Raw genomic sequence first — 25,685 nt, 5'->3', positions numbered from 1 at the left:
TTGATTGGTTTCTGCGACGACCAGTTGGGCGTACTGCTTCTTTTCCTCTTCGATCGTCCGCAGTATGATCAGCACATCCGCTTTGAGCACCGTGCCGATCGAACGTCGGTCCTTGCCCGACTGAGCACCGAAGATCGACTGCAGCCGCTTCTCGTTAAGTAGTTTCTGAATCTCGGTACGTTCGACCCACTGGGTATCTGGCCGCCCTAGCAGTTCCGCTTCCATCAGCCCTCCCAAAGCGGACTTATCAATATCGATCAGTGCACAACGCTGCTCCGCCGCAAGCGAAATCGTGGGGGCCAGAAACAGGACGGTCCAAAAAACGAGGCGGTACGATCGTTGCATAGAATCTCTATCAGTACGTCCACTGCTTGCGTTAAGACAACGAGGGGCAAGCTTCTTCAAGCTTACCCCTCGATCGCAACTAGATTAGGGTCAGTCGTTCTACTTCTTTTTCCCTACTTTTTACCGGCCGTTTTCACGAGCTTGGGAATCATCCGCTCGGCAATTGTGGCTGCGGCCAACTGTAGCGCCGACTTGCCAGCAATCTGCTCGTTGATATCAACGACTACCGATGTCTGTCGGTCGATAGCGATGATTTTACCGGTCTTGGCATCGATCGCTTTGATCTCGACGCGAGCCTTTACCGGAGCCAAGTTACCTGCCCGGGCCGTGAATTCGCTGAAGCCCTCGCCAACGATCTTGATAGCAGCAGCGTCCTTCGCCCCGTCTTTGGCATCGACCACTTCAAAGCCAATTTCTTGAAGGTAGAGCGTCATCTCGGTTTCAGCAGCTGGATCGATTGTGGCGCGGCCGATGTGCCGTTCGTCGATCGAAACACTAACAACAGGCAACGTCGCTTCGCCGATCTTTTCCTTCAAGGCTGCGATGCGTTCGCTCTGTGGAACAACCTTGGGGACCAACTGCTTTGAATTCTTACCAATCTCTTTCACAATTTCGGCGGCCAAGGTTTCGGCCAGCTCGTCAATATCTTGATCGACCTGCCCCTTGATGCTTGCACCAGCGACGCGGCTTGTTTCCGTTCCAATGATCTTGGCCACGAGCACTAGCTTATCACCAGCTTGAATCACGCTTCCGGTCAGAATCAACTTGGCGCCGGTCAGCTGACCAACTTGAACGGCTTCTGTTGGATTGACCAGCCCCGACACGCTGAGCTCTTGTTCCTGCAAGATCTTGGCCATGTCTTCACGATCCACGAGGTACATGTTGGGATCGACCACTAGGCTGGCAAACAGCAGGTCGGACACCTGAGCTCCCAAACCTTTTACATCCGCACCGCGTTCCTGAAATGGGAAAATGGCGGTCGGATAAACCACGTCCTGCGCCTTGATCGTGCTCGCCGAGCAAGCAATAAGCAGGGCCAGAGTCATACAAAAAAAGAACTTGTGCATCGTGTTATTGCTCCGTAGGAGAAGAATCAGTTTCCGAAGATAGTTTTTCCAGCAACCCCGCCAGCAAAAAACGCGGCGTCGGGCTGCTTTCCCAATGTTGAATCAAATCAAAACAAGCGAGGATACAAGTACCATCATTGGCAAAGCGAACTTGCCACCAAGGCCAACCGCCAAGGTCTTCTGAAAGACGGACTCGAAGTTGCCCTCGCCGCGATTCCAATGCCACCGTATTGCGTTGCTGCAGCTGCTCGGCCGACAAATCAAAATCTGGGTTCAGTCGCTTGTCGAGGTCACGTATTGTCTGCTTCGACGCGAACTGCACGCTGGCTAATTCAGGATATTCTCTCCGCGTCGGCCACGGAAATTCTCCGTCGACTGGCGTCAAGCACAGTACACGTACCCCGCGCTGGGCCAGCTTCATCAGATTATTGGTCAGCCCACGATTCTTACTCAGGGAAGTCCCACCGCCAACAATCAGGATGCCTCCCTCGAACTCTGTTAGCACATTTGAATTGGTAATACGTTTGAACGGAATCTTGGCTTCTTCGAAGCGTTCGACGGTCAACTCTTCTGGATCATAGAGATGAATATCAAGTTTCTCGAGCCATTCACGACGATTTACAAATGGATCGTCTGAAAAAAGCCAGATCGGCTGCTCGTGCTTGGCGAGTTCCTCGTTCTCGCCGTCGACAATGGTAACGACCATGCGAGTTTCGAAGACTACTCCGTCTCGCACCGGTGGGAATTCGATCGGCAATTCGTACAAACTTGACCTACCATCGGCTAGTTGAAGCGTGTCCTCGCCGCGAGCCAGAGTCTTGGCACCAGCAGCGTACCTCCAAAGAACTTTGCCCTGAATAGGTTTTGTCGATACCAACTGATACAACAGTTCATCCTTCTGCCCGCCAAAGAAGTCACACTGTGCTGAAATAGGTTGAATCGATGCAATTTTCTCATCCTCTTCAGCTGCCCAGGCATGTGTTGCGATCACAAGGGCGCAAAGGATTGCCGAAAGGCTAGAGAGCGATTGCTTCGTGAAATATTGAGTTGCCATGGGCACATCTAACCAAAAGAACTAACGTGGGCTCAGTTGACGAACGTATTTCTGATCTTCCTGCGAAAGACGGTTAAAGGGAATGAAAATCGACTGCCCTTCGGAAGTCTTCAGCTGAACTTGCTGCCCCTGGACACGCTCAAAGATCGCTTCGCGCTGGTGCTTTCCGGTACTGTCCGTCCAGGTTCGCATAGTAGCTACCGCAGGTGCAGCCAGACCTGGGCGAGATACTGCTTGGGGGATCTCCACTCTTCGTAGGCCGCCACGATACAGCGTGATCAGCAAAGCATCGTTTGCGGGCGTGAAGGTATACCCTTCGGCCAAAATACCATCGATACTGGTCAATTTGGTCTTCGACGGCAAATCCCAGACTTCCACTCGATAGATCTCTTTCCACTCGTCGTCCATGAAGAGATCGCGAACATAGACTGCTAGAAGCTGCTCGTCGCGCGAAATAGCGACGGGGTAGCCAATCATGCCAGGCCACAACACCTCGGAGGTCGCATCGATGGAGTTCCACTTGATGAGCGTATTGTCCGCATCATCGCCAATGGCGAGTAACGTACGGTCTTCCAGGTAGCCCGCAGCGCGTGCGATCGACTCAATACTTCCGACCATGGTTCCATCGTTGGCATTCCAGGCTTCAGATGTGCTATGAGACGAGGTCAAAAAAAGCGAATCATCCGCGCTGAATCCAATCCATTGGATGCCCATATTTTTTCGTTCCACATCGTAAAGGTGTTTTCCCTTCGGAACGTTCCAGACACTCGCAGTCCTATCTCTGCTTGCTGCGGCTAAGAGATTGTCATTCCAAGAGAAAGCCATCGCAAATATCTCTTCTGATTGACCTTGGCACTCGGCCAGAGGCTGAAGCGTCTCGGCATCCCAAACAATTACTCGTCCATCTGATCCGCCGGTGGCAAACATTTGGCCGTTATGACTGAAGACAACCCTTGTTATTCCTGTCGAATCACTCTGCAAATTCGCCATCAATTGACCATCGGTGCCATTCCAAACCTGGATTGATTCATGGGCCGTTCTGCCCGCAGTAACGATCAACGTATTATCTGGCGAGTAAGCTAGACTCAAACAACGTGGCGGACGTTGCCAAAGGTTTCTATCTTTCACGGGAACTGTTTGAGCTATTTCCCTGGGTGCCGTCGGCTCTTTCTGTTCTACGTGGACACCGTTTAACGCTTCCTTCAGCGAAACGCCGGTGCCATCGAAAAGTACCTGGATGATACCTGATGGCCCGTCAATCTCAGAACAACTTATGATCGAACCAAAGTTATTACTATCGGTGATAACTCGTGTTTGAAAGGAACCTCGTTCATAGCGGATTGGCGGCGTTTTTTCGGACGCCCCCCAGTGATTGGAATAAAGCCACGGCACCGGACCGAACGACTCCAGCTTTCCGTCTTCTAATTTTCCTCGTTGCCAATCGACACCGACGACATTCACTTCGCCCGACTGATTGAAAAAGAGATCTCCTTCCCGAATACCGGGCATAACAACTTCCGGCTTAAAATCAGGCAAACCGACGCGAATCAAACCGATCGAATCGAACGCAGGGGGTGCTGCGCCCGCGTAATAAACTGATCCGTCACGCATCGCTCTCGAATCGACATCTGAAATTCGGTTGTGCCAGCGAGACGTCGAAACTTCTACGCTGAGATCTTCCGGATCAACGAATAACGCGTGCTCGGTAACTTTGTAGACAGGGCACCCGCGGCTAATCATTACCATTTGTTTCGGTGGGCCGCCAGACTCCGCCGCTACCGACATAGTGCGCACGGCTACCGGTTGAAATGCCAGATCGACGCTTTGCCAGTCCGCTTCACGATCGGTTATCGTGACTATTTCTTTTGCCTCGTGAAAGACTTGGACTTGATGCTCTCCTTCCGGACTAAATCGAACATCAGCCAGCCAAGTTCGTCCGATTGCACCAACAACGATCGCACGTCCTTCGGCAACCGTCGTCAACGACACGGTCGGAGAAACAGTGCTGGTGCCGGGGATTTCATCCGGACTCAAAAGAGGCAAACCATCCGCCGTAGTCAGTTGTGTTGCGTCTCCACTGATAGGATCAATTACCCATACCTGAGCCGCTTGCCGATGGACCACAGCGGCAACCCACACATACTTGCCATCGAATGCCACTTTTTGAATGAACGTGTTGCGAGGTGCTTGCCAAAGTTGGCGTAGTCCCTTCTCTGTCGAAAAGACAAACAAACCCGCTCTGTTAAAAAAAGCATCGATCCCATTGTTTAGCGGAACGCACCCTTCCATCCAATTTAACTTCTGCTCTTGCCCGTTCTTCGTTTGGTAGGTCAGCTCGACTCGCCGGAAGGTCAAAAGCGATTCGTTTTTCGGGTCGCCGGTGTTTTGAGCTCTCTCCTTTTTCCGTTCGACACCAATCGCATCGAGAATCTGTTGGGCAGTTTGCTTGACCTGCTCGTTCGCGTCGGTATGAACTAGCAGCGCATTCAGGAATCGGCGTCCCTCTAGACTTCGCAGAATATCGACCGTGTATCCGCCATGTGCGTAGGCGCGAACCATCGAGCTGACGCCAGGTCGGTCCTGGTACTGAAGAATTTTACGGGTTAACTCCGCATATCCCTCGGCAGGCCTCATCACACGAACTATGTTACGTGTCAAAGTCGAGCTAGATCTCCAGTCACCCAATTCCGCATATTTTTCTGCCAGCTGCGTCGCCAGCCGGCGCTTCTCACTTTGATGCTCTTTTTCTCGTTCGATCTGCTCTTTCAACAATGCGGAGCTGGCATCGTGGTTTTTCAGAACGCTTCCACTGCTAAAGTACAGCAAGCGAAAGTGTTGCTGGGAACGTTCAGGAGGGTAATTCGCAATCAATATTCCCAAGTGGGATAGCGATCGACGACTGAGTTCTCTGGCTTTAGCGAGCTCGTTCAGAATGTGCCTGTTGTAAGAACCGGCCAGTTGTCCAGCGAACTTGATCGCTTCACTATGTATCTCCGGTTGATCTGGATACAGCATCAAACTAGCTTCGATCAACCCCAACGCTTCCGCCCAGTTGCCCAGCCGAGCAAACTGTTGGGCTCGCTTGTTGAGCTGTCCAGCCTCAACCGCGGGACTGACAGTCTTAGTTTCGATTCCCTGCGTCCGGGCTACCTTACGGGCACTCTCGCGCAGAAACTCGGCGACTGCGTCAGGGCGGAGTTCCACTTGCTGTTTGTCCAACTCCTTCGCCCCCTGCTGAACGCTAAAGGTGATTTGAACTTGACGCCGCTCGTCTTTCCCCTCATTCCGAAATTGCCCCAGCAGGTAGATCGGCAAACGGCGTTTGACCGTACCGCTCTCGGACGTCAATTCTAGTTCGCTAGCGATCGCTCGGGCCTCGTCCAGTTCCACGACTAGCACGCCGGGCGAGTCCAGCAGCGACTGCTCCAGTAGTTTCGCGTACGACGATTTTAGATAGTCGTACTCGTATGTCAGATCATCACTCACAAATGGTGGCACAGCGAACACCAGGCGGATCTCTTGTTGGGCTTTATCAATCGCTTGATCGATCAGTGCTACCAACACCGTCGCATGCTCCTCAAGATTATCGCCCAGTACAAACGACTGCGTGAGCAGACGCAATCCTCGATTGGTCTCGGCCACCACGAGGTCGACGGTGGTTCTCTGTTGTTCTTTTCTGGTGCTCAGCATGACCAGCACATCTGCTTTGAGCGTCTGTCCGAGGGCCATACGGCCGTCGCCGGCATCTGCCGAAAGCAAAAGCTGCAGTTGCTTCTCTTTCAGCAGACGATTGATCTCCGTCCGCTCGAGCCACTCCTCGCTAGTACGTGTGATTAACTCGGCCTCAACCAGACCAGCTAACGCCGAATTGTCGACGTCAATCAGCGCACATCGCAGCGTCTTGGGCCTCGCTTCCGACGGCTCCGCCTGAACGAACCGGCCAGCGGCTGAGAACGTCGATAGAAGTACGAGGACGAAAAGGGAAACTTTCTGCCGATATCGCATACTGAGAGACATCGTTGATGCGGCGTTCCGAATGGATAATTAAGGATGAGAAGGTACCGCTCCAGGGACGCAAATGATCTCCCCACTGAAGAGGCATGACCTTCAAATCATATCATGCTTCAGCTGAAATAAAAACGAACCTGCTACCTATGAACTGTGTTTTCGCAAATCAAAGCTTTTCGTCCGTGATATTCGGATCGTACTACCGATAAACACTGCATGCCCCCCGCTTTGAGAATTGAAGATTCCCCTATTGCAACAGCGTTCGCTCAGACTGGCAACTCACTTGCTTTACGAGCCCAGTTTCTTTCCGTCTAGCCTGGTGTGATCGAGACCCTTCTACTCCATGCACAATGGCTACCTCTAGTTGACCTGTGAACATGTGTCTCTCGGCCGCATACCCATCTAACGTTGCCCTACATCAGCATGACTAGCAAACACCGAGCCCCTTACCAATTGTCAGCCCGTCTCAGCGACACCCTAATTGGAAAGCACTAAAGGTCCAGGTTTGTCTCAATCTGCCGAACCCAACACCTAATTAACCCGCTAACTGTAGCCGTCGCAGCTTGAAACGACGCATTTGTGTTTGCTAAGCTTAATTTTGATTGCCCTTTTTTCCCCTCAATCGGTTCGAACTTTCATTGTTTGATGGATGTTTGTTCCGGTTCATAGCGACCGTGGAATTTATGCTGCGTTTTTGCTTCATTCGAGATACCGTTTGGCTATTTCTGTTCATTCTATTGGCTTGTCCCCTGGCCGCAGTGCAAGCGAATGTCCCAGAAGACAACCGTGACGAGCCAACGGACGAAGTTGACAAGATTCTAGAGGGACACTCATTCCACGGTGATGTATTCAATGAAGGGCCTCGTCAGAAGGCTCATCTCATGGGTGGGACGGGGCAGGTTCAATTTCCGATTAGCACAGACAATCCCGCAGTGCAAAAGTTCTTCGACCAAGGCCTAGGTCAGTTTTACGGGTTCTGGTATCTCGAAGCCGAGCGTTCCTTTCGACACGCAGCATCACTTGATCCAGACTGCGCAATGGCATATTGGGGAGCCGCGATGGCCAACCTCAAAAACCTGGATCGTGCTAAAGGATTCATAGAAGAAGCGGTCGCGCGCAAAGATAACGCTGATGAACGCGAAAGGATGTACATCGACGCCCTCGACGCCTACGTCAAATTCGGCAAAAAAGAACAAAAAGAGAAGAGAGATGATTCCTTCACCAAGTCGCTAGAAAATATTCTGCTGAAGTATCCAGATGATTTAGAAGCGAAGGCATTGTTGGCATTGCACTTGTATGAATCAAAGTCGTCAAGCACGAGCTATTTCGCCGCGAATGCGCTGCTCGAGGATATCTTCGAAGTCGAGCCAATGCACTCCGCGCATCACTTCCGCATCCACCTGTGGGACAGGCGGGAACCGGAGATGGCTCTTCGCTCTGCTGCCCTTTGTGGTCAGTCATCACCAAGCATTGCTCATATGTGGCACATGCCTGGACACATCTATTCCCGATTACATCGTTATCATGATGCAGCTTGGCAGCAAGAGGCTTCGGCCAGAGTCGACCATGCTCATATGATTCGCCATCAGGTCATGCCGGATGAGATTCATAATTTCGCACACAACAACGAGTGGCTCATTCGTAACTTGATTCATATCGGACGGGTTCGCGATGCGATTGATTTGGCCAAGAACATGATCGAACTTCCGCGTCATCCTCGATACAACACCCTCGCCAAAAACGGCAGCACAACTTACGGCAGACGCAGATTGTTTCAAGTTCTCCTAACCTATGAGCTATGGGACGATCTGATCGACTTGGCAAATTCCTCCTACCTGGAGCCTACCGATGACGAGAGTGAACAAATTAAACGTCTTCGCTACCTCGGGTTGGCGTATTTTCAAATAGGAAACATGGAATCTGGCAAGGCTCAAATCGCAGAACTCAAGCGCCGCTTAGAAACGCTAAAAGCTAGTGCAGATTCGGTTACGAAAAGTGCAAGTGAAGATACCAATAAGGAAGACGCCAAGGAATTGGCAGAAAAGGCTCGCAAGGAACTTCAGTCGAAAACCAAGAATCTCGAAACAACTATCCAAGCTCTGAAAGGGCACGAGGCGATCGCGAATCAGGATTTTAAGAAGGGCTATGAAATTCTCAAAGATGCCAGCGACGTTGATTCGGTGTACCTTGCGAAAGTTCAATGGCAGGCCGGTGACCATGACGCTGCGATAAAAGCCTTGCGAAAGAATGTGGACTCTAGCGAGAATGAAGTATATCCACTTGCTGCACTCGTCGAGATTTTGTGGTTGTCCGGAAAGAAGGTCGAATGCAAGTCAGCGTTCGACCAATTGCGTCAGCTTTCCGCCCATATTGATCTTGATACTCCGCAGTTTGCTCGCCTGACTCCCATTTCTAAAGAACTAGGCTATAAGGACGATTGGCGGATTCGATGGCAAGCTGCCGATGACGTCGGAGATCGACCATCTCTTGATTCTCTAGGTCCATTCCGCTGGCATCCTCCTCAGGCTCCCAACTGGGCTTTAAACGATGCTCAAGGTAAACAGCACGCATCGACTGATTTTCAGGGGAAGCCCTATGTGGTCATCTTCTACCTTGGTTCCGGATGCCTTCATTGTGCCGAGCAGTTACAAGCTTTTGCGCCGCGAATCAACGAATTCGAGGAAGCAGGTCTCGGCATGATAGCGATTAGTACCGACGATCGGAAAACGTTGAAGAAATCGATCGAGAATTACGATGAAGCGGGACTCCCCATTCCACTTGTTTCTGATGAGCCATTGAATGTGTTCAAAGCGTTTCGGGTCTACGATGATTTTGAAGCTCAGCCCCTCCATGGGACCTTTTTAATTGACGGCAATGGAAACGTGCGTTGGCAGGACATTAGCTACGAACCATTCATGGACCCTAGTTTCGTGCTGGCGGAAGCAAAACGACTTCTATCGCAAGATTCCGATGCAAGAGCGAATTAACATTCTGTTCTTCGCTGTTCCCGTGCTAAACTCGGGTCTTTGTCTGCAGCTTTGTCGAGCAACCCATGTATGTGACCTCAGGACGTACGATCCTTGGTTGACAATTTCTACTTGAAACACGAGAAGCTAACGGCAACTAATCCCATTTTGCGTCTAGCCTGCTCTTCCAATCTCATTACCCTGTTTATCCTGCCTTAGTATCTCTACCAAGTCGCTGAGACAAAGGCCAAATGGAGGTTCTTAGGGCTCTAGCTGAGACGAATGGGGTTAAGTCTCTTTTAGATTAGAGACAACCGCGCATAGAAAACGCGTCCACGCAACTCGTGCATATTCCTGGAATAAAACGCCACACTTCTATCCCTGCCTCAATGAAGGCACGAAAAAACCCTGGTTGAGCTTTATTTGCCAAACCAGGGTTTAAGTGGAGCGAGACTGACGGTGTTCGGAATAGAAGAGAGACATCGCTCCAGCGAGAAGTAATAACCCGAGTATTGGGTGTAGTCCTGGTCGAATTCTTGCATTGGCAAATCGGCCAGACCAGCTGCTGCGAGGTCTGGGCCTTCAACCGTGCTCTCGGTCCTCTGTCGTACACGGAGCGGAGTCAGTAAGAATTCCGCGATATTTTCTCACCATTCCGACAAGTCCAATACGACCTTTCCTCGAATTCCCCCTGCCTCGACCATTCGGTGAGCATCTTCTGCCTGGCTAACTGGTAGTACGGCATGGACAACTGGCCGGATAGATTTCCGCTCCACCATACCTCTTATTCTTTCCAGTCGGCTCCCGTTCAGAGTTGTGAACATCAAGTGAATCGCGAGATTCCGCTCGTACGCTGGAAGCAACGACAACTGGTACGGCGTGTCCACGATGCTCACCATTCGCCCACCTGAGCGAACAACTTCAATGCTGCGGGCGAGCGTTTCTCCTCCGACGGTGTCTAACACGACATCGACGCCTTTGGTTACATCGAAGACTGCCCGCACAAAATTACAAGTGCGATAGTCGAAAACATAATCCGCACCAAGAGTTCGGACGAATTCGACGTTCCCGCCTCCACACGTCGCCAGTACTACCGCCCCTGCAGCCTTCGCCATCTGGACGGCCAGCGATCCAACGCCACCCGCTGCGGCGTGAACCAGCACCTTTTCACCCGGCTGGAGGCATGCTCGCTCAAAAAGAGCCTCCCAGGCTGTCCCGCCTGCCAGAGGTATCGCAGCTGATTCGGTATGGGAAATACCGCCGGGCTTGCGGGCGACGACCGTTTCCTCGATGAGATGGTGTTCAGCATATCCGCCGGGAGCGAAGAGTGGTGGTGTGTAGTAAACTTCGTCGCCCGGTCGAAATGACTGGACAGCTTTGCCCACCGCCGCCACCACGCCAGACACGTCAGATCCTATGACCGCAGGGAGCGGGACTGCCTCTGGGTAGTCGCCCCTCCGCTTTTGGATGTCGAGTGGATTAACGGAGGTCGCCAGCACACGAACAAGTAACTGAGTCGGGCCTGGGGGGTGAATGTCCGGGAGTGTAGCTACTTGCAGCACTTCCGGCCCACCGAATCTATCGAAAATCACAGCTTTCATCGATCGACCTTTCCGCCAAAATTGCGTTAGACTAAACTCCACAACCGCAGCCTGTTTCCCAGATACGGCCATCGGCTGCCATGATCGGAGTGTGTTCATGGATCGGCGGGAGGGCTTGGGAATTGTCATAACCGCCAAACCGGGCGATCGGCGACCAATCTGGGCTCACGGGCGGAAGGGAAGGCGAGAGGTTGGCATACTCACCCGCTCCATGTACGACGCGTCCTCCGACGATCGTCAGGACGCTCTCCAGTTGACGAATCGCATCCTCCTCAACCGAAAAATAGTCGTCGCTCAATACAGCCAGATCTGCGAACCGCCCCGGTTCCAATGTTCCCTTCTTCCCATCCTCATGACTGAACCACGCACTACCGTGTGTATAGAGCCGTAGGGCCTCTTCTCGAGTCAGACGGTCAGCTTCATCATGCAGCACGGTTCCACCCACGGTCTTGGAAGTGACCATCCACCATAGGCAGGTCCAGGGATGGTAGCTCGCCACGCGCGTGCCATCGGTACCAGCTCCCACGGGCAAACCCATTTGCAGCATCCGCCTGAGAGGTGGACGTCGTTTTGCCGATTCTATTCCGTAACGGCGAATATAATACTCGCCTTGATAGGCCATACGGTGCTGAGTGGCGATGCCGCCACCTAGTGCCTGAATCCGTTCCAGATTCTTCTCCGAAACCGTTTCGGCATGGTCGATGAACCAGCGAAGCTTGTCGATCGGATTATCGCGGTGAACGCGTTCAAAAATATCTAGGAATCGACCAATCGACTCATCATAGGTCGCATGGATTCTCCACGGCCAGCGGGATTCGGCGAGCTTGCTGACGACAGCTTCCAACTCGTGTTCCATGATAGGACGCAGGTCCGGTCGTGGTTGGAGGAAATTCTCGAAGTCAGCGGCACTCCAGACGAGGTTCTCCCCAGCGCCGTTCACGCGGAGCAGGTCGCTCCCATCGCCTGGTTTCGTCATGCTAAGCCAGCGACTGTAGTCATCCAACTCTTCGCCCGGCTTCTGGGCAAACAGGCTGTAGGCAATCCGTACCGTGAGATGACCGTCTTCATCGAGCTTCTTTACCACTGCGTAGTCTTCAGGATAATTTTGGCCTCCTCCACCGGCATCGGACACGCTCGTCACTCCGAATCGATTCAGTTCTCGGAGATAATGTCGAGTCGAGTTTAGCTGATCTTCCATTGATAGTTTCGGGGCGTTGGCGATCGTCGAATAGAGAATTAGAGCGCTCGGCTCGGCAATCAATAGGCCGGTCGGATTGCCTTTGGAGTCGCGAGCAATCAGTCCGCCGGGAGGGTTCGGCGTGTTACGATCGAAACCAAGCACTCGGAGCGCGGCCTGATTCAATAGTGCTGAATCGTATAAGTGCAGTAAGAAAACGGGTGTATCAGGGGCGGCTTTGTTAATCTCATCCAGAGACGGCATCCGCCCTTCTTTGAATTGAAACTCGTTCCAGCCGCCTATAACGCGGACCCATTGCGGCGGCGGTGTGTTGTCGGCCTGCTGCCTAAGCTGTTCCAATGCTTGCGAAAGACTAGGTACGCCGTCCCAGCGAAGTTCTAGGTTGTAAAAGAGTCCGGCTCGAATCACGTGCAAATGAGAATCATTAAGACCTGGAATCACCTGTCGATTCTTAAGATCAATCGTCTTAGTCGACATGTCAGCGAGGGCAAGGATCTCATCATTCGTACCAATTGCCAACACATTTCCATTTTCGATAGCAATTGCTTCGACCTCAGGTTGTTCAGCGGCCTGCGTTGTGATTTTGCCATTGTGTAAGATTAGCTGTGCAGCCATGGTTCCAGCCTTGTTGGTTTGAGTTATTTCTTGTTCGACGCCTGTAGCCATCCAGCCAAGAGCTTGGTGAGTAATGGCATAACAGCCCAGGTAAGTGTGACTACGACGAAAATATTGACGATCGCCGCAACGATCAGTTTCGGCATGACGACCAGCAATGGCGGTAACGCAGACGACCAGAGCAATACCGTTGGAAAGACGCCCAGCCAAGTAACGAGTGCCATCTTCCAACGAGGAGGCGCGTGTTTTGATTCACGGAAAAAAGCCTCCAATCCATGCAGCCGTCGAACTGCCGAATCTCCGACCACGAGAGGCTCGGACCGCTTCTGCCACTGAAGGAAGATCTCCGATTGGTAAAAGCGGCGGCTTGCATCTTCGCTGTCGAAAGATCGAAGTATGCCGTATTCGCACCCCTTGGTTCCCGGAACCGGTTCGATCAGGTGTACGCCAGTCGTGCCTGGCTCACGCCGTGACTCGCGGGCAAACTCTCGCAAAGCGTGCTCGAATTCTTCCTCACAACCCGGCTTGACTTGCCGCGTCACGGCAACATGAATACTGTCCATTGAAGCCTCGACAATTCATGGCATACGGAGCACTCAATTTATGAATGCTCCGCATTACCGGTTGTTCCTAGCAGCCGTTACTTCCGAGACTTGCGGGCCGGAGGAGCTTTATGGACCATCGTATAGGCATACTCGATACCGACGCCGTATCCGCCACCATGCTCACGAAAGAGATCCATCAACGCGTTGTAATGCGTCTTGTCGGCCCAGTCGCGTTGGAATTCAAGCACGGTAGCGACCGTTGTCATTCGTACCGCACCGGCCTGAACCATCCGCGAAAGAGCCGCGTCATGGGCAGCCAGCGACGTACCGGCACAAGCGTCGTCTACAACGTAGATGTTGTACCCTTCGGCCAACATGTTAAGTGTCGGCCAAGTGATACAGACTTCGGTCCAGAGTCCGGAAAGGATGATATTCTTTTTACCGGTCGCCTTGATGGCATCGCGAAACGCTTGCGTGTCCCAAGAGTTCATGCCGGTTCGTTCGATTGGCGTATGGTCGGGGAACACGTCGAGTAGTTGCGGCCAAGTTGGCCCGCTGAACGACTCCGTTTCGACGGTCGTAATGATCGTCGGAACGTCAAATTCCTTGGCTCCCTTGGCGAGCATCAGAACGTTATTGACGAGCAATTGCCGATCAATTCCGCTAGCGACGCCAAAAGACATTTGAGGTTGGAGGTCAATGAACGCGAGGGCACAATTGTCCTTGGTCAGCAGGCCACCGTCGGTATGAGAAGCGATGTTTGCCATGATATGATTTTCCTGATCCTTTTTCGTTTCAGTAAGTTTGGGCTACACGTGGACCGACGGAAGACTTTCCGCCAACGTCAGCTTATCTGGGGCTTAAACCAAGCAGTTGCATTTCCCATGCGAATGCAACTCCGCTCCCGCCACCATGATCTGTCATAACTTCGACCATGCCTGGGAGCGTGCTTTCTCTCGCCCAATCACGCTGCCACTCCGAAACAACGGCCAGCCAGGTGAGCGGTACGGCGCCGGCTTGAATCATCCGGCGAACCGCCATTTCGTGGGCTTCGAGGGTGACACCGCCGGACGCGTCGGTAACTATGAAAACTTCATAATCGTCCCCCAAGGCTTGAATGACCGGCATCGCAAGACAGATCTCCGTCCATAAAGCCGCGACGACTAGCTTCCTTCGTCCTGTTTTCTCAATCGCATCGACAACGCGTTGGTCTTCCCAGGTATTGATAAGCGTTCGATTGATGGGCTTTTGTTCGGGAAAGACGTTTTGTAGATCTTTGATCAGCAGACCACCACGTTCTTCCAGCACGGTTGTAAGGATCGTTGGTACGCCGAATACTTTGGCCCCCTTGGCCAATCCGACGACATTGTTGACGACCATCGTCGGCTCGTGGCTATGTAGGTTTGCGAACTGAAAGGGCTGGTGATCAATGAGCAGAAGTACGCTTTCTTCGGGAGTCAGGAGGGCTTGAAGTCCAGTCTTGGTCATGGCGAGATTCCTTCGAGTAGGTGAGTTGCCGGGTCACTCGACTCCAGCTACTTATCCTGAGCGTGAGAGGTGGACATCCCTGGATTTGACACTCGCTCAGCAGCAATGGCAGGCCTATAATCCAGGCATGGACCAGGGAAACACGACGATCGAAGTTCAGAAATACTTGCGGGAACTCGGTGGAGATGCCCCGTCCGAACCGATCGTACGTGCCTTGCTAGAAAGGTCGGCCGCTCGTTTGCAAACACTATGCACTACGATGCTGGTTCGCCGGTATCCTCGCCTCATGCGCCCCCCGGTGAGTCTCCAGTCGGAAGAAATGCTGAGCGCGATCGTGGAGCGACTCCTCAAAGCCATGCAGAGCGTGCACCCGGAAACCCCCAGGCAGTTCTTCGCACTCGCGAATCGCCATATGCGATGGGAACTTAATGACCTGGCCCGACGCTTAGATCAACAGGCACAAATGCCTGTGCACTACGAGGATGCCATTGCCTCTCCGGAAACCTCAGGATCGATCCTCGGGGCAAATGCGGTCAGGATGCTGGAAGCGATCGAGAATCTCCCGGACGAAGAGCGTGAAGTTTTCGAGTTGGTTCGTATCCAAGGCATCACGCAGAGTGAGACCGCTGAGATCCTTCAGGTTTCGAGCAAGACCGTGCAGCGCCGCCTGAATCGCGGTCTCGTGATCTTGAGTGAGCAGCTTAGCGATCTTCGTCCCCCTGATGCCTAAAGGAGTGAGCCAGTGGGTGAATCGACGCCCCGTAACGATGGTCCCGCCGACAAGCCCTCGCCACGTGATGAGACTCAAATCCGTGCGCTACTTGAGGAGATACTTGAGACGAACAAATTACCTCGTGAGGCGAGTGGCGGCGACATCGAACTTGAGCGGATACTTGAAGAACGGCTGCACCGATTACGCGGAGTTCATGCCGAGATGGAGGCGATGTTTCCCACACCTGTTGCAGGCACGAGTCCGACCCGACGTTTGCTGCGGGACAGTTTCCATAGCAATGATCGCCTTCCCGAGATCCCCGGATACGAAGTTCTCGATGTCATTGGCACCGGCGGAATGGGGGTCGTATACCGCGCTCGACACCTCAAGCTAAACCGTTTGGTCGCGATCAAGATGGTGTTGCTTGGCGCATATGCATCTCGTGAGGAATTAGAATGCTTGCTGCGCGAAGCTCAGAATGTCGCGGCATTGCGTCATCCCAACATCGTACAGGTATATGACGTCGCGGAGCATGATGGCTTTCCGTTCTACGCCATGGAACTTCTCGAAGGGGGCGATCTCGCCCAAACACTTAAGGGGAAACCACGCTCAGCAACAGAGGCGGCAGAACTCGTCCGTGTGCTGGCAGATGCGATCCATGCCGCACACCTCATAGGCATCGTGCATCGCGACCTGAAGCCTGGGAACATTCTTCTCGACTCAGACCAGACCCCAAAAATCGGAGACTTCAGCCTGTCGAGATGGATTGAACTTGACTCTACGACTTTGACGAATGAACCACGCGCCGGCACCCCCAGTTATATGGCACCCGAGCAAGCCGCCGGCGGTCACAACGCGATTCAGCCAACGGTTGATATCTACTCGATAGGAGCCGTCCTATATGAGCTACTTACTGGACGCCCTCCCTTCAAGGCCGAGACTTCCACCGAAACCCTTCAGCAGGTTATCAATGATGAGCCTGTGGCACCTTCACAGTTGAACTCTCGTGTGCCATTCGATTTGCAAACCATCTGTCTCAAGTGTCTCCAGAAGGATCCTGCGAGACGATACGTAAGCGCGGCAAATCTTGCAGCCGATCTCGAACGCTTCCTGGGTGGTGAGCCAGTCCAAGCACGACCCATTAGTTTCGCAGAGCGGACACTCAAATGGTGTAGGCGCCGGCCGGCCAGTTCCGTAGCCATAGTCGTATCCGTCCTTGCTCTGACCGGAGCAATTACTGGGGGATTTTGGATTCAACAAGTTGAGCACGCGCGACAGACCGAAGAACTTGTTCGGCGTGAGGGTGCGCGAAAATTCATTGCATCTTCTTTGCCGTTGCTCTCGCAATTGGTAAAGAGCCAACAATGGTCGGACGCTAACGGCATTCTACGAACGGCGAGGACGCGTATTGAAGACGCTCAATCACCGGAACTCGAATTTCAATTGGCTGACGCGGCAGAGGAACTCGAGATAGCTGAAGAACTTGATCGTATTCGCCAGAGTTTTCCTGAACCCAATGATGCGGGTTACAACTACTTGCCCGCCCGTGACGCCTACGCAAGAGTTTTTCAGCGTATTGGTATTGGAAGCGATGTTGGAGTAAAAACAGCTGCTGTACGTGTTAGGGAGTCAGCGCTTTGCGAAGAACTCTTGATGGCTTTGGACTACGCTGCCTTTACGGAAAAATATAATGCTGACGACTCCGAACTTCAAAGGTTATTGGCCGTGGGTCGCACTGCATCGCCAAGCCCATGGCAGGACCGCTTTCGGGACTCAGCCACCTGGAAGGATCTCCTTAGTCTCAAGCGACTTGTCAACGATGCGGCAACCGCCGAACCACCTCCGTTGACTCACCAGATGGTCATGGTCGGATTTCTGCTCAGTTCGCTTGATCACAACCAGGCAGCGATCGAGATCTTGCTAGAGGCCCATCTCCGTGATCCCTCAAACTTCTGGGTAAATGTCGAGCTTGGTCATGTTCTATCACGTCAGAACAGAAGCGCCGAAGCAATCCAGTACTTTCGGGCGGCGGTTGCCCTGAAACCATCCCATTTCGTCGCATGGTGTTGGTTGGGGCACGCCCAGCTTTCAAATGGAAATGCGGAGGCGGCGATTGTGTCCCTTCGTAGAGCCATCTCTCTCCGCCCGGAGTATCCGACGAGTCGGCAGATTCTGATTAGCGCACAGGCGGCCTCTGAACGCTGGGATGAGGCACTTGCTGCAGAGCGCGATGCCCTGGCGGCAAACTCCCCAATTATGAAGCACGAGGGAACAGCCGCCGTGCTTGGCCTGTGCCGCGCCCGTTCAGCAGCCGCTAAGCAACAGTGGCCACTCGCGGTCGAGTCCTACACTGAGGTGATCGCTGGAGACTACGCCATCAATACGGAAGTGTGGTTTGAATACGCTGCGGTTCGCATTCTGGCAGGCGATGCCTCAGGCTATCGCGAGGTCTGCTCGGCGATGCTTGAGCGGTTCGAGAAAGACAACCTACGAAGATTTCTGGTCGCGCGAGCGTGTACGCTGGTGAGAGGTACAGATCAAGAGTTGGCTCGAGCCACGGAACTGGGCATGCCGGAACTGGATCTGCACGCCGAGGCCTTTTGGTCGCTAACTCAGCGGGGCGCATTGCTTTGTCGACAAAAAAAGCATCCGGAAGCAATTATCGTTCTGCAGCAGAGCCTCCAGACCAACTCGCGCCCGGAGGACTGCATCGTCACATGGGGATGGCTTTCGCGGGCGAACCTAAGCCTGGGGCAGAAGGATGCCGCGAGGATGTGGCTTGGCAAAGTCAATAATTTGCTGGATCAGAGTGCCACCAAGCCGGACGGGATTCACTTACATAATTGGCTTGAAGCACTGACACTTCGTCGCGAACTTGAAGCCACACTCGCGGACTCGGCCACGGTAATCAAATCCAATTGAGAATCGTTCGCATAAACGCGATGTTCATGGTTGCGAGCTTTCGCGTTTCATGAACACCAGGACGAATCATCTTGACTCATGTAGCCAATCAGAAATCGGGCTTCGCGATTGGCACCGGATGAAACACGACTGTTAACTCAAAATCCGATTCTAACCAGATAGCGCGAGAGTCATCGACGAGAACGGCCGATCTAGCGCACCAAGCGTTCGCTTAGTGTTAGCCCGAGAGCATCCGCAAAATCGCAACTCCTTACCAGATAACCCCAAACGAAAACACGCCCAGAGAATTCACTCTCAGCATTTATCGTTAACTGGTTAATCAGCGGAAAATCCGCTGCAACGAAAGGCTCCCCGTGCAGAACTCTCTTCGTGAATGTTCTCCGTTTTGGTTTTCGCGTTATCTGATTGCGGAGACAAGACTTAGCGATTCAGCGTCCCTTTCGGTCTACCCCTGAGCGAACCGAACCCTTTCCTGCATTGCGGAACGGACTCGACCCTGGACCCAAACGTGGCGAAGGTACCTGGGATGAATTCTTGGAGATGCACGCCGCGACGCTTTGGCAGTGTGATTTCTACTCTAAGCGAGTTCTCACCCTGAAAGGTTGGCGGGATCTGTATGTGCTGGTGTTTCTCCACGTCGATTCGCGACGAGTCTTTATCACGCCATCGACGTTTCATCCCAACGAAGAATGGACCACGCTGCAAGTCGAAACGTTTCTGGAGCACGCGAGGTTGAAAGAACTATCTATTGAAACGCTGATGCACGATCGAGATAAGAAGTTCACGGCCAGGGTTGATGAAACGTTTCAGGCCGTGGACATCCGGGTTTTGAAGTCAGTCTACCGGTCTCCGAACATGAACGCTTTTGTCGAGCGTTTCATCCAGACGCTGCAGCAGGAATGCCTGGATCACTTTGTTGTGTTTGGCCAGGAACATATGGATTATCTCGTGAGCGAATTCGTGGACTTCTATCACGAAGATCGACCGCATCAAGGAAAAGAGAACGAACTGCTCACGTCAAACGGTGAGACGACACCGGAGGTTCTATCGATCGATTCGGTTAAGTGCCACGAACGGCTCGGTGGTGTGCTGAAACACCATCATCACCAAGCCGCGTGATTGGCTTCTCCGAAATTCTTCTCTCGTTCCACGACAGGCTACAAGAAGCTGACATGCTTGTGCTGCGCTCGTGGTTGAAAGGTACTCCCGAAAGACCGACTCGCTGTCGGCAGCTCCGATTCGTGTTGCTTTAACCGATGTTTAACCAACCAAGCTTGATCGCTTTTTGTTGTATGTAAAGCGACATCTGACTTTTTGCACGGGACGGGGGCTTATTGGCTATTCTCACTTTTACCTTGCACTGAATCTCCCCATCATGCTTCTACGAAACAAAGGCGTGGCTTCTACAAATGCCATCGTTCTTCGGAGTTCCACGAATTGTTTTCCATTGTCTATATCAAGTTCACAGGTCGAGTGGTAGAATTGCGCAGAGACTAAGAAATCCAAGATGATTTCCAACCAAATTTACTTCTGTTGACTAGATAGCGGGCAAGTTAGATTCTTCAATAGGCCCAATGAAGAGTAAGCCGATGAGGTAGGTTACCTTTGGACAAATGTCCATATCGGTGTTTCCATGCGTTTCAAGGTAGTTAGCGCATGCTGGGCGTCGACTTTTCTGGCCATTGCCTTTGCCCATAGTGTAATGAGCGACCTTTGCCGAGTCTGAAAGTAAAGAGCAAAGGTCCACGCCACTTGGTGGAACACAACTCTGTTTCCAATGCCTGGGCCCGTGAGTTCAGAATCGAAAAGGATTCTCTTCACTGCTCTGGGACGTAGTCGCCATGCTTTGAGAGCACAACTCACTGCAGGAAGGTACTTCCGTCCAGCGATCATTGAGAATCGCAATCGTGCGACTGGCAAGAACTTCTCTGCCATACTTTGCAATAAAAGGCAAAACCATGACCCAAGTTTCTCACGAACCTAAAATCAGCCCCGAATGGATCAAGAGTCCTGAAAGGCCCGTGGGTGTTAGTAACAACCTGATTGGCCGACTTCAAATGGAAGTGGATGGCGCCAATGCCCGCGTTGAGTCCATAAGAGCTTCCGCTCGAAAGGCGTTCGACGTTCAACAAGCCAAATGCAAAGACCTCCGTGATGTTGCTGGCAGATTGCAACATCTTCTTCGCCAACAACTGGATGCCTTCGTGAGTGTTGAGGCATTCCAAGATTTCCATATAAACGAAAAATGGGGCGGCCAGCAGGAAACGAGACCCTGTGAATTTAGAAGAACGGTCACCCTTACGGTTCCGAATTCGGAACGCTTCCATGCGAACGTCGTGCTCGAATTTAATATTGATGCAGACCAAGACTTCGACAATTTGATCTTAGATTTCAAACTGGAAGTCATTCCGGTCTACGTCAAATTCAAAGCTCATGATCGGCTGACCATTTCAGCTGAAGGTTGTTCGCAACAATTGATTGCCGAGTGGATTGACAACAAGCTAGTAGAGTTTGCTCAAATCTACTTCGAGATTTACTTTTCGGAGTATTACCAAATCGATTCGCTGGTCCACGATCCTGTCATGAACAAAGAGTTTCCAAAGGCATTTGCCTACGGAACCAAGCAATTCAACGGAAAGACTTATTACTCGTTGACAGCCGAGTCGTACCAGGCGTTTGCGGCCCAGCCAGGGTTGTATGTCAGATGACTCGGCTAGATACGTGTTCGTTTTAGGCAAACAGAGAAATAGTTTCCGAGGCATACATTATTGTCGGATGAAGGAGAATTGTTGCATTGATGGACCTTCTTCTGCGTCATCCAGCGGAAACAAACGAGAGCTGCAATGCCCAAATAAATTTCATGCCTATTTCCAATACAAGGAATGGTGATTTCATGCTGACAACGAGTTTCAAAGATGGGGAGCAGGGTCCTTTTCTATTGAGCTATGTAGCGGAGCTAGAATTAGAAATCGATCGACTGCGTCGCCGCGACCAGTTTCTACAACACATTGCCCGCGAATACATTGAACAAACCCTTGGGCTCTGTAGCGATGAATCCGAGCCTACAAGTCTTTCAGGACGTCTGACATCTATTGAGAAAGCGTGCTCCCACTTCCGTGAGATCCTCTACGATGTCACCGAACCACCAGGTTATCATCCTGCATTTGACCAAGTGGTCGCAATCGCTATTCGTCCGCTGATTAAGCAAGTCTTTCGGTGGCAACAACGGATCAGTGGAGCCCCTAAAGCAGTCCTTCGTCTTGATTTGGATCACGAATACATCGAATGGTTCCCAGCAAGATTTCGAAATATCGTCGATAATCTTATCGTACATGCCCTCCGGCTTCGAAATGACGAAAAAGGGGAAGTACGACTCGGCATAGAGCTTACCACACTGACCAACGCCTACGAGCTTCGGTTTACTGACAATGGCAGCGGTACCCCGGCTTCCAGATGGTCAGGTGAAGATGAACTTTTCTACCGATCCGCCTCGACCAGGGCAGCGGGACTCGGTGGCGGACTAGCGGTCGTCAGATATATGGTTGAACAATGCTGCGGATCAGTTGCCGTATCCAGCGGCGAGAGCCAAGGAACCAGCGTTGTCGTCACTCTACCACGCTATGGTTTGGATGACCACTTGGAGGCTTAATCTCTTCATGGAGCTTCGAGACCAGGTCGGAGTTTCAATTTTCATGGACAGACTCAGTTTCCCTCAAACTGTGTACCGTGGTATCAGGCATAGAAATAGGGACATGACTGATCATGCCGACGGGGAGCCTGAATAGCTGAAAGTTGGCAAAGCCATCATTAGTCACGAATCTTGTTAGCGCTGTCGTCCCGTGGCATTGTCTTTAATAGCCCGAGCAAATGCTCTTCAATCCCTTCTGAGATCTCATCAAGTGGCAGATGACTGAGATTACTTTTCGAGAAGGGGTTTTCGAGTTCCACACCAATCTGATCAAGCGCTAGAAGTGGGTATGCAAGTAGCATCGTGATGATAGGAGTAAGCCACCCAGCGTCGAGTTGATGAAAGAGAGCAATCGGCAACATGAGAATAAAGAGAAGGATAAATCTCCTGATTGTTATTGAGTAAATTCTAGGAAGCGGAGTCGCTAGAATCCGCTCGCAGCCGCCCAAATGGTCGATCAATGAAGCCCTTTCTTTGTCAATCTGTAAGAAGGCAAAACGATCCATTTCAAACCGATCTTTGGCCTCAACGAGTAGTTCTGCGATTCGCAATGCTACGAAACTGGGCATATGCTCTGCAGCCATCAGGAGTGCCGCGTTATGCTGGCCGATTAATTTGGATGCTTCGTCCGAGGACACTTCATGACGTAGACTGCTGCGAACGGCATGGGGAAACACGGCGGTCCATCGCACAATGCGATCTCTCCATACCGTGTCGGATGGGCCATAGGCTAAAGCGCTAATCACTAAATTCCGTGTTTGATTGACGATGCCTCCCCAAAGTATGCGAGCCTCCCACCAGCGGTCGTATCCTGCGTTCAGCCGGATTACGAGTAATAGTCCCAAGACGACGCCTGCAAACGCAAATGGACTTATGTCAATCGAGACTGAAAGCCCCCACAAATCCTCGAGGTACCAAGTCAAGATACATGCGGCACTAGCGAAAATCCCACAGTAGACAATCGAAGGCATTACCTGAAAGGTAACGGATCCGTGAAGTGCGATCGCCTCTCGCCAAAAACCTTCTCGTGCTTGGAAGCTCGTCATGTTATGTTCCATGCCCTCAGTATTGAGCAAATCGTTTCGTGCATGCTGCTTTGAAAAACTCGTTAAAGCAACGGAATGGTCGTCAATCTACTACTTTGACCAATGTGAATTCCCATTGCTGTATTACCGTGTTATGTTTTTCGCTTGGAAACTTAGGGTTTGGGCTTCGGCGCCTTGATGGAATAATTCACGTACTTCTTGTGGTGTACGACACTTAAGAGCCAAACCCGCGATCACCTGTAAGTCACCAAGACACACCTGACGAATCGCGTGGCGCACGGCCGCAGCTCGGTTAGGAGTTACACTCAATTCGCGAACCCCTAGCCCAACAAGCAAGCGTGCAAAATCAACATCCCCAGCCTCCTCTCCGCATACACATATGGGGCACTTGTGCTCTTCAGAGGCATCGATAATCAGTTTTATTGCTCGGATCACTGCCGGGTGCATCGCGGAACAATCATCGTTGCTATCAATGAGGCTCCGGTCCACTGCTAACATGTATTGTGTTAAGTCGTTTGTGCCGATCGCCACGAAATCAGCCAGTTCTAGAATTTCATCTAAGGCAAATAACGCCGCCGGCGTCTCAATCATTGCGCCAATTCTTGGTCTTTGCTGGATCCCAACGTAGCCGGTCGCTCGTTCAACAGCACGGATTGCCAGTGAGAAATCTTCTGGCCCAATAACCATAGGAAAGAGGATACGAACGTTGGCAGTCCTAGCTACATGTAGGATGGCCCTCAATTGAGTATCCAACAGTTCAACTTCCTGAAGTGAAAACCGCAAGCCTCGCAAGTCGAGGCTGGCATTGGCATGTGATTTTTCTGAAAGAAGGAAAGGTGGCAATTTGTCGCCGCCGAGATCGAATGTCCGAATCGTTAGGGGGAGGTTACCCAAGCCGCTCGACATGCTGCTGTATATTTCGACCTGCTCCTCCAGACTGGGACGGTTGCGTGATTCAAGGAAGAGAAACTCAGTTCGAAAGAGTCCAACGCCAGAAAGGTTATGCTCGACTACATCCTTGGCTTCCATTGGCAATCCCATATTGCCAAACAACCTGATAAATACGCCATCATTAGTCACGCAAGGGAGTTCCTCTTCTCGCGCGATCTTACGCCTATGACTCTCCCGCTCTCTTGCGTGTGCGAAGTACAACGACTCCGCTTCCTTAGTCGGCGTGATTTCGGCACGTCCGGACTCGCCGTCAACGAGTATTCGAGTTCCTGGTTGAACTCTTGATACAAGTTCTGGAATTCCAGAAATCGCTGGAATTCCGAGAGATCGGGCAACGATCGCTGTATGGCTAAGAGTTCCTCCACGTTCGGTAAGGATGGCAACGACTCCGGACTTGACCAGTTCCACGGCTTCGGATGGCATTAGCTCACGCGTGATGACAACGGAGCCTGGGGGCAATGGTTCACGCGAGCAAGGAGAGGGAGTGATGAGATGTTTTAGAATTCGACGTCCAACGTCACGAACATCCTGCTCACGTTCGCGGATATAGTTGTTCTCAAGTTTCTCGAAACGTCCTACGAACTCCTGAACGACCCCATCTAAGGCCTCTTCAGCATTTATTCGATCCGTCGTAATTCTCTTACGTACAAGAGCCGCGATCTCTTGAGCTATCGACGCGTGAACTGACAGGAGTTCGGCTGAGCCCATCAGTCTTGGTTCGTTTAGGGCAAACGTTTCGGCGGACTTCAGTTCCTGTGTTGATTGAGCTAGAGCATCATCGAGTCTGGTTTCCTGATTTTCAACGTCCGTATCAGAAATTGGCCGATTGGGTAGTTCGAGTCTTCGTTCGACTTCATAGTCGTAGATGATAGCAAGTCCGTCCGCCATACCTGGTGACAAGGGAATTCCCTGTAAAGTGATCATAGTAATTAGCCACCTTCCGTTGTAATATTTTGTCGATCAAGTTCTTGGGCATTGCGACAATCCTTCATTCCCACTCCACGAGAAATCCTTCGCAAAAAAAGTATCTCACGTCCAGAAAAACTAGCCTTCTCCACCAATCTCAAACTCGAATGAGTTGGAAGAATCGAGGTGGTCGGTCAAATCTTCTAGATCTTCTGCCGACTCACCATGATCTCGCTTTGCCTCATTGAACATTGCTTTGAGCCCGTCTAGATCGAGGATGCTGTGTGCCAAGAGCGCACATTGAATGAATCCAATCCAGCGATGCAGTTTCGTTGCGGGCGTATCTTCGGAGTGCTCTTCGATTTGATTGCACATCCAGACTAAATGCGCCGGTTGTAGTGCGGAAGGAAGCGAGGACTGCGTAGCATTTCTTTGTTGAATCAATTGCTTACACTGCCGCGCCATCGCACCAATTAAGAGATATGAGTTGTCCATAAGACGACTCCTTCGATTAAGTTCGCTTAGTAAAAAACGTTAGCGACGTTTCCGACCGTCTTGGCTGAAATGTCACGT

18 protein-coding genes are annotated in these 25,685 nt (G+C 51.8%); 7 read left to right on the top strand and 11 right to left on the bottom strand.

Going from position 1 to position 25,685, the window contains the following annotated elements:
- On the top strand, positions 1-162 hold the full coding sequence (locus LA756_RS03665; protein WP_224438529.1) for a hypothetical protein: 162 nt from the start codon (positions 1-3) through the stop codon (positions 160-162).
- Between the two features lie 296 nt (positions 163-458).
- Here LA756_RS03665 and LA756_RS03660 read toward each other — a convergent pair whose 3' ends face one another.
- The 3 genes from LA756_RS03660 to LA756_RS03650 are packed head-to-tail and all read right to left on the bottom strand — an operon-like array spanning position 459 to position 6,471.
- Positions 459-1,412: a CsgG/HfaB family protein gene (locus tag LA756_RS03660; protein ID WP_224438528.1), complete on the bottom strand. Its 954-nt coding sequence runs from the start codon at positions 1,410-1,412 to the stop codon at positions 459-461.
- Between the two features lie 4 nt (positions 1,413-1,416).
- Complete coding sequence (locus tag LA756_RS03655; RefSeq protein ID WP_224438527.1) at positions 1,417-2,466, bottom strand: hypothetical protein; 1,050 nt, start codon at positions 2,464-2,466, stop codon at positions 1,417-1,419.
- 21 nt (positions 2,467-2,487) lie between these two features.
- Positions 2,488-6,471, bottom strand: a complete 3,984-nt coding sequence (locus LA756_RS03650) for an SHD1 domain-containing protein (protein WP_224438526.1) — start codon at positions 6,469-6,471, stop codon at positions 2,488-2,490.
- 686 nt (positions 6,472-7,157) lie between these two features.
- Between LA756_RS03650 and LA756_RS03645 the strand changes: the two genes are divergently transcribed.
- Positions 7,158-9,461: a peroxiredoxin family protein gene (locus tag LA756_RS03645; RefSeq protein ID WP_224440467.1), complete on the top strand. Its 2,304-nt coding sequence runs from the start codon at positions 7,158-7,160 to the stop codon at positions 9,459-9,461.
- A 626-nt stretch (positions 9,462-10,087) separates the two neighbouring features.
- Here the strand turns inward: LA756_RS03645 and LA756_RS03640 are convergent.
- From LA756_RS03640 to LA756_RS03620, 5 genes are all read right to left on the bottom strand, one after another.
- On the bottom strand, positions 10,088-11,041 hold the full coding sequence (locus tag LA756_RS03640) for a zinc-binding dehydrogenase (protein WP_224438525.1): 954 nt from the start codon (positions 11,039-11,041) through the stop codon (positions 10,088-10,090).
- Positions 11,042-11,072: 31 nt separating this feature from the next.
- Positions 11,073-12,854, bottom strand: coding sequence for an amidohydrolase (locus LA756_RS03635; protein WP_224438524.1), 1,782 nt, complete (start codon positions 12,852-12,854; stop codon positions 11,073-11,075).
- 23 nt (positions 12,855-12,877) lie between these two features.
- Positions 12,878-13,417: an antibiotic biosynthesis monooxygenase gene (locus tag LA756_RS03630; protein WP_224438523.1), complete on the bottom strand. Its 540-nt coding sequence runs from the start codon at positions 13,415-13,417 to the stop codon at positions 12,878-12,880.
- A gap of 77 nt (positions 13,418-13,494) precedes the next feature.
- Positions 13,495-14,166 (bottom strand): hydrolase, encoded by a 672-nt coding sequence (locus LA756_RS03625; RefSeq protein ID WP_224438522.1) that lies wholly within the window; start codon positions 14,164-14,166, stop codon positions 13,495-13,497.
- An 82-nt stretch (positions 14,167-14,248) separates the two neighbouring features.
- The gene (locus LA756_RS03620) at positions 14,249-14,887 is read right to left on the bottom strand and encodes a hydrolase (RefSeq protein ID WP_224438521.1); all 639 of its coding nucleotides are present in this window, start codon (positions 14,885-14,887) and stop codon (positions 14,249-14,251) included.
- An 85-nt stretch (positions 14,888-14,972) separates the two neighbouring features.
- Between LA756_RS03620 and LA756_RS03615 the strand changes: the two genes are divergently transcribed.
- From LA756_RS03615 to LA756_RS03595, 5 genes are all read left to right on the top strand, one after another.
- Positions 14,973-15,617, top strand: coding sequence for a sigma-70 family RNA polymerase sigma factor (locus LA756_RS03615; protein WP_224438520.1), 645 nt, complete (start codon positions 14,973-14,975; stop codon positions 15,615-15,617).
- 12 nt (positions 15,618-15,629) lie between these two features.
- On the top strand, positions 15,630-18,521 hold the full coding sequence (locus tag LA756_RS03610; protein WP_224438519.1) for a protein kinase: 2,892 nt from the start codon (positions 15,630-15,632) through the stop codon (positions 18,519-18,521).
- Positions 18,522-19,061: 540 nt separating this feature from the next.
- A complete protein-coding gene (locus tag LA756_RS03605) occupies positions 19,062-19,640 on the top strand; it encodes an integrase core domain-containing protein (RefSeq protein WP_224438518.1) in 579 nt (192 codons plus the stop codon).
- 788 nt (positions 19,641-20,428) lie between these two features.
- Positions 20,429-21,229, top strand: a complete 801-nt coding sequence (locus LA756_RS03600; RefSeq protein ID WP_224438517.1) for a hypothetical protein — start codon at positions 20,429-20,431, stop codon at positions 21,227-21,229.
- 89 nt (positions 21,230-21,318) lie between these two features.
- Positions 21,319-22,170 carry a sensor histidine kinase KdpD gene (locus LA756_RS03595; protein ID WP_224438516.1) on the top strand — a complete coding sequence of 284 codons (852 nt, stop codon included), beginning with the start codon at positions 21,319-21,321 and terminating at the stop codon, positions 22,168-22,170.
- Between the two features lie 158 nt (positions 22,171-22,328).
- On the opposite strand, the gene LA756_RS03590 is transcribed toward LA756_RS03595, so the two are convergent.
- The 3 genes from LA756_RS03590 to LA756_RS03580 form a co-directional block, all read right to left on the bottom strand.
- The gene (locus LA756_RS03590) at positions 22,329-23,255 is read right to left on the bottom strand and encodes a bestrophin family protein (RefSeq protein ID WP_224438515.1); all 927 of its coding nucleotides are present in this window, start codon (positions 23,253-23,255) and stop codon (positions 22,329-22,331) included.
- 123 nt (positions 23,256-23,378) lie between these two features.
- On the bottom strand, positions 23,379-25,130 hold the full coding sequence (gene ptsP / locus LA756_RS03585; protein ID WP_224438514.1) for a phosphoenolpyruvate--protein phosphotransferase: 1,752 nt from the start codon (positions 25,128-25,130) through the stop codon (positions 23,379-23,381).
- A 120-nt stretch (positions 25,131-25,250) separates the two neighbouring features.
- Positions 25,251-25,607, bottom strand: a complete 357-nt coding sequence (locus LA756_RS03580) for a hypothetical protein (RefSeq protein ID WP_224438513.1) — start codon at positions 25,605-25,607, stop codon at positions 25,251-25,253.
- Positions 25,608-25,685: the final 78 nt, after the last annotated feature.

The sequence above is a fragment of the Bremerella sp. TYQ1 genome, from assembly GCF_020150455.1.
In the GTDB taxonomy this organism is placed as follows: domain Bacteria; phylum Planctomycetota; class Planctomycetia; order Pirellulales; family Pirellulaceae; genus Bremerella; species Bremerella volcania_A.
Note: the sequence above shows the minus strand (reverse complement) of the source record. Positions and strands in the feature narration are given on the sequence as shown.

Excerpts from the sequence above, each read along its gene's own strand:
- ptsP (WP_224438514.1), bottom strand. The coding sequence starts at position 25,130 with ATGATCACTTTACAGGGAATTCCCTTGTCACCAGGTATGGCGGACGGA.
- LA756_RS03650 (WP_224438526.1), bottom strand. The coding sequence starts at position 6,471 with ATGCGATATCGGCAGAAAGTTTCCCTTTTCGTCCTCGTACTTCTATCG.
- LA756_RS03640 (WP_224438525.1), bottom strand. The coding sequence starts at position 11,041 with ATGAAAGCTGTGATTTTCGATAGATTCGGTGGGCCGGAAGTGCTGCAA.
- LA756_RS03620 (WP_224438521.1), bottom strand. The coding sequence starts at position 14,887 with ATGACCAAGACTGGACTTCAAGCCCTCCTGACTCCCGAAGAAAGCGTA.
- LA756_RS03625 (WP_224438522.1), bottom strand. The coding sequence starts at position 14,166 with ATGGCAAACATCGCTTCTCATACCGACGGTGGCCTGCTGACCAAGGAC.
- LA756_RS03590 (WP_224438515.1), bottom strand. The coding sequence starts at position 23,255 with ATGACGAGCTTCCAAGCACGAGAAGGTTTTTGGCGAGAGGCGATCGCA.
- LA756_RS03655 (WP_224438527.1), bottom strand. The coding sequence starts at position 2,466 with ATGGCAACTCAATATTTCACGAAGCAATCGCTCTCTAGCCTTTCGGCA.
- LA756_RS03660 (WP_224438528.1), bottom strand. The coding sequence starts at position 1,412 with ATGCACAAGTTCTTTTTTTGTATGACTCTGGCCCTGCTTATTGCTTGC.
- LA756_RS03635 (WP_224438524.1), bottom strand. The coding sequence starts at position 12,854 with ATGGCTGCACAGCTAATCTTACACAATGGCAAAATCACAACGCAGGCC.
- LA756_RS03630 (WP_224438523.1), bottom strand. The coding sequence starts at position 13,417 with ATGGACAGTATTCATGTTGCCGTGACGCGGCAAGTCAAGCCGGGTTGT.
- LA756_RS03580 (WP_224438513.1), bottom strand. The coding sequence starts at position 25,607 with ATGGACAACTCATATCTCTTAATTGGTGCGATGGCGCGGCAGTGTAAG.
- LA756_RS03595 (WP_224438516.1), top strand. The coding sequence starts at position 21,319 with ATGGACCTTCTTCTGCGTCATCCAGCGGAAACAAACGAGAGCTGCAAT.
- LA756_RS03605 (WP_224438518.1), top strand. The coding sequence starts at position 19,062 with ATGCACGCCGCGACGCTTTGGCAGTGTGATTTCTACTCTAAGCGAGTT.
- LA756_RS03645 (WP_224440467.1), top strand. The coding sequence starts at position 7,158 with ATGCTGCGTTTTTGCTTCATTCGAGATACCGTTTGGCTATTTCTGTTC.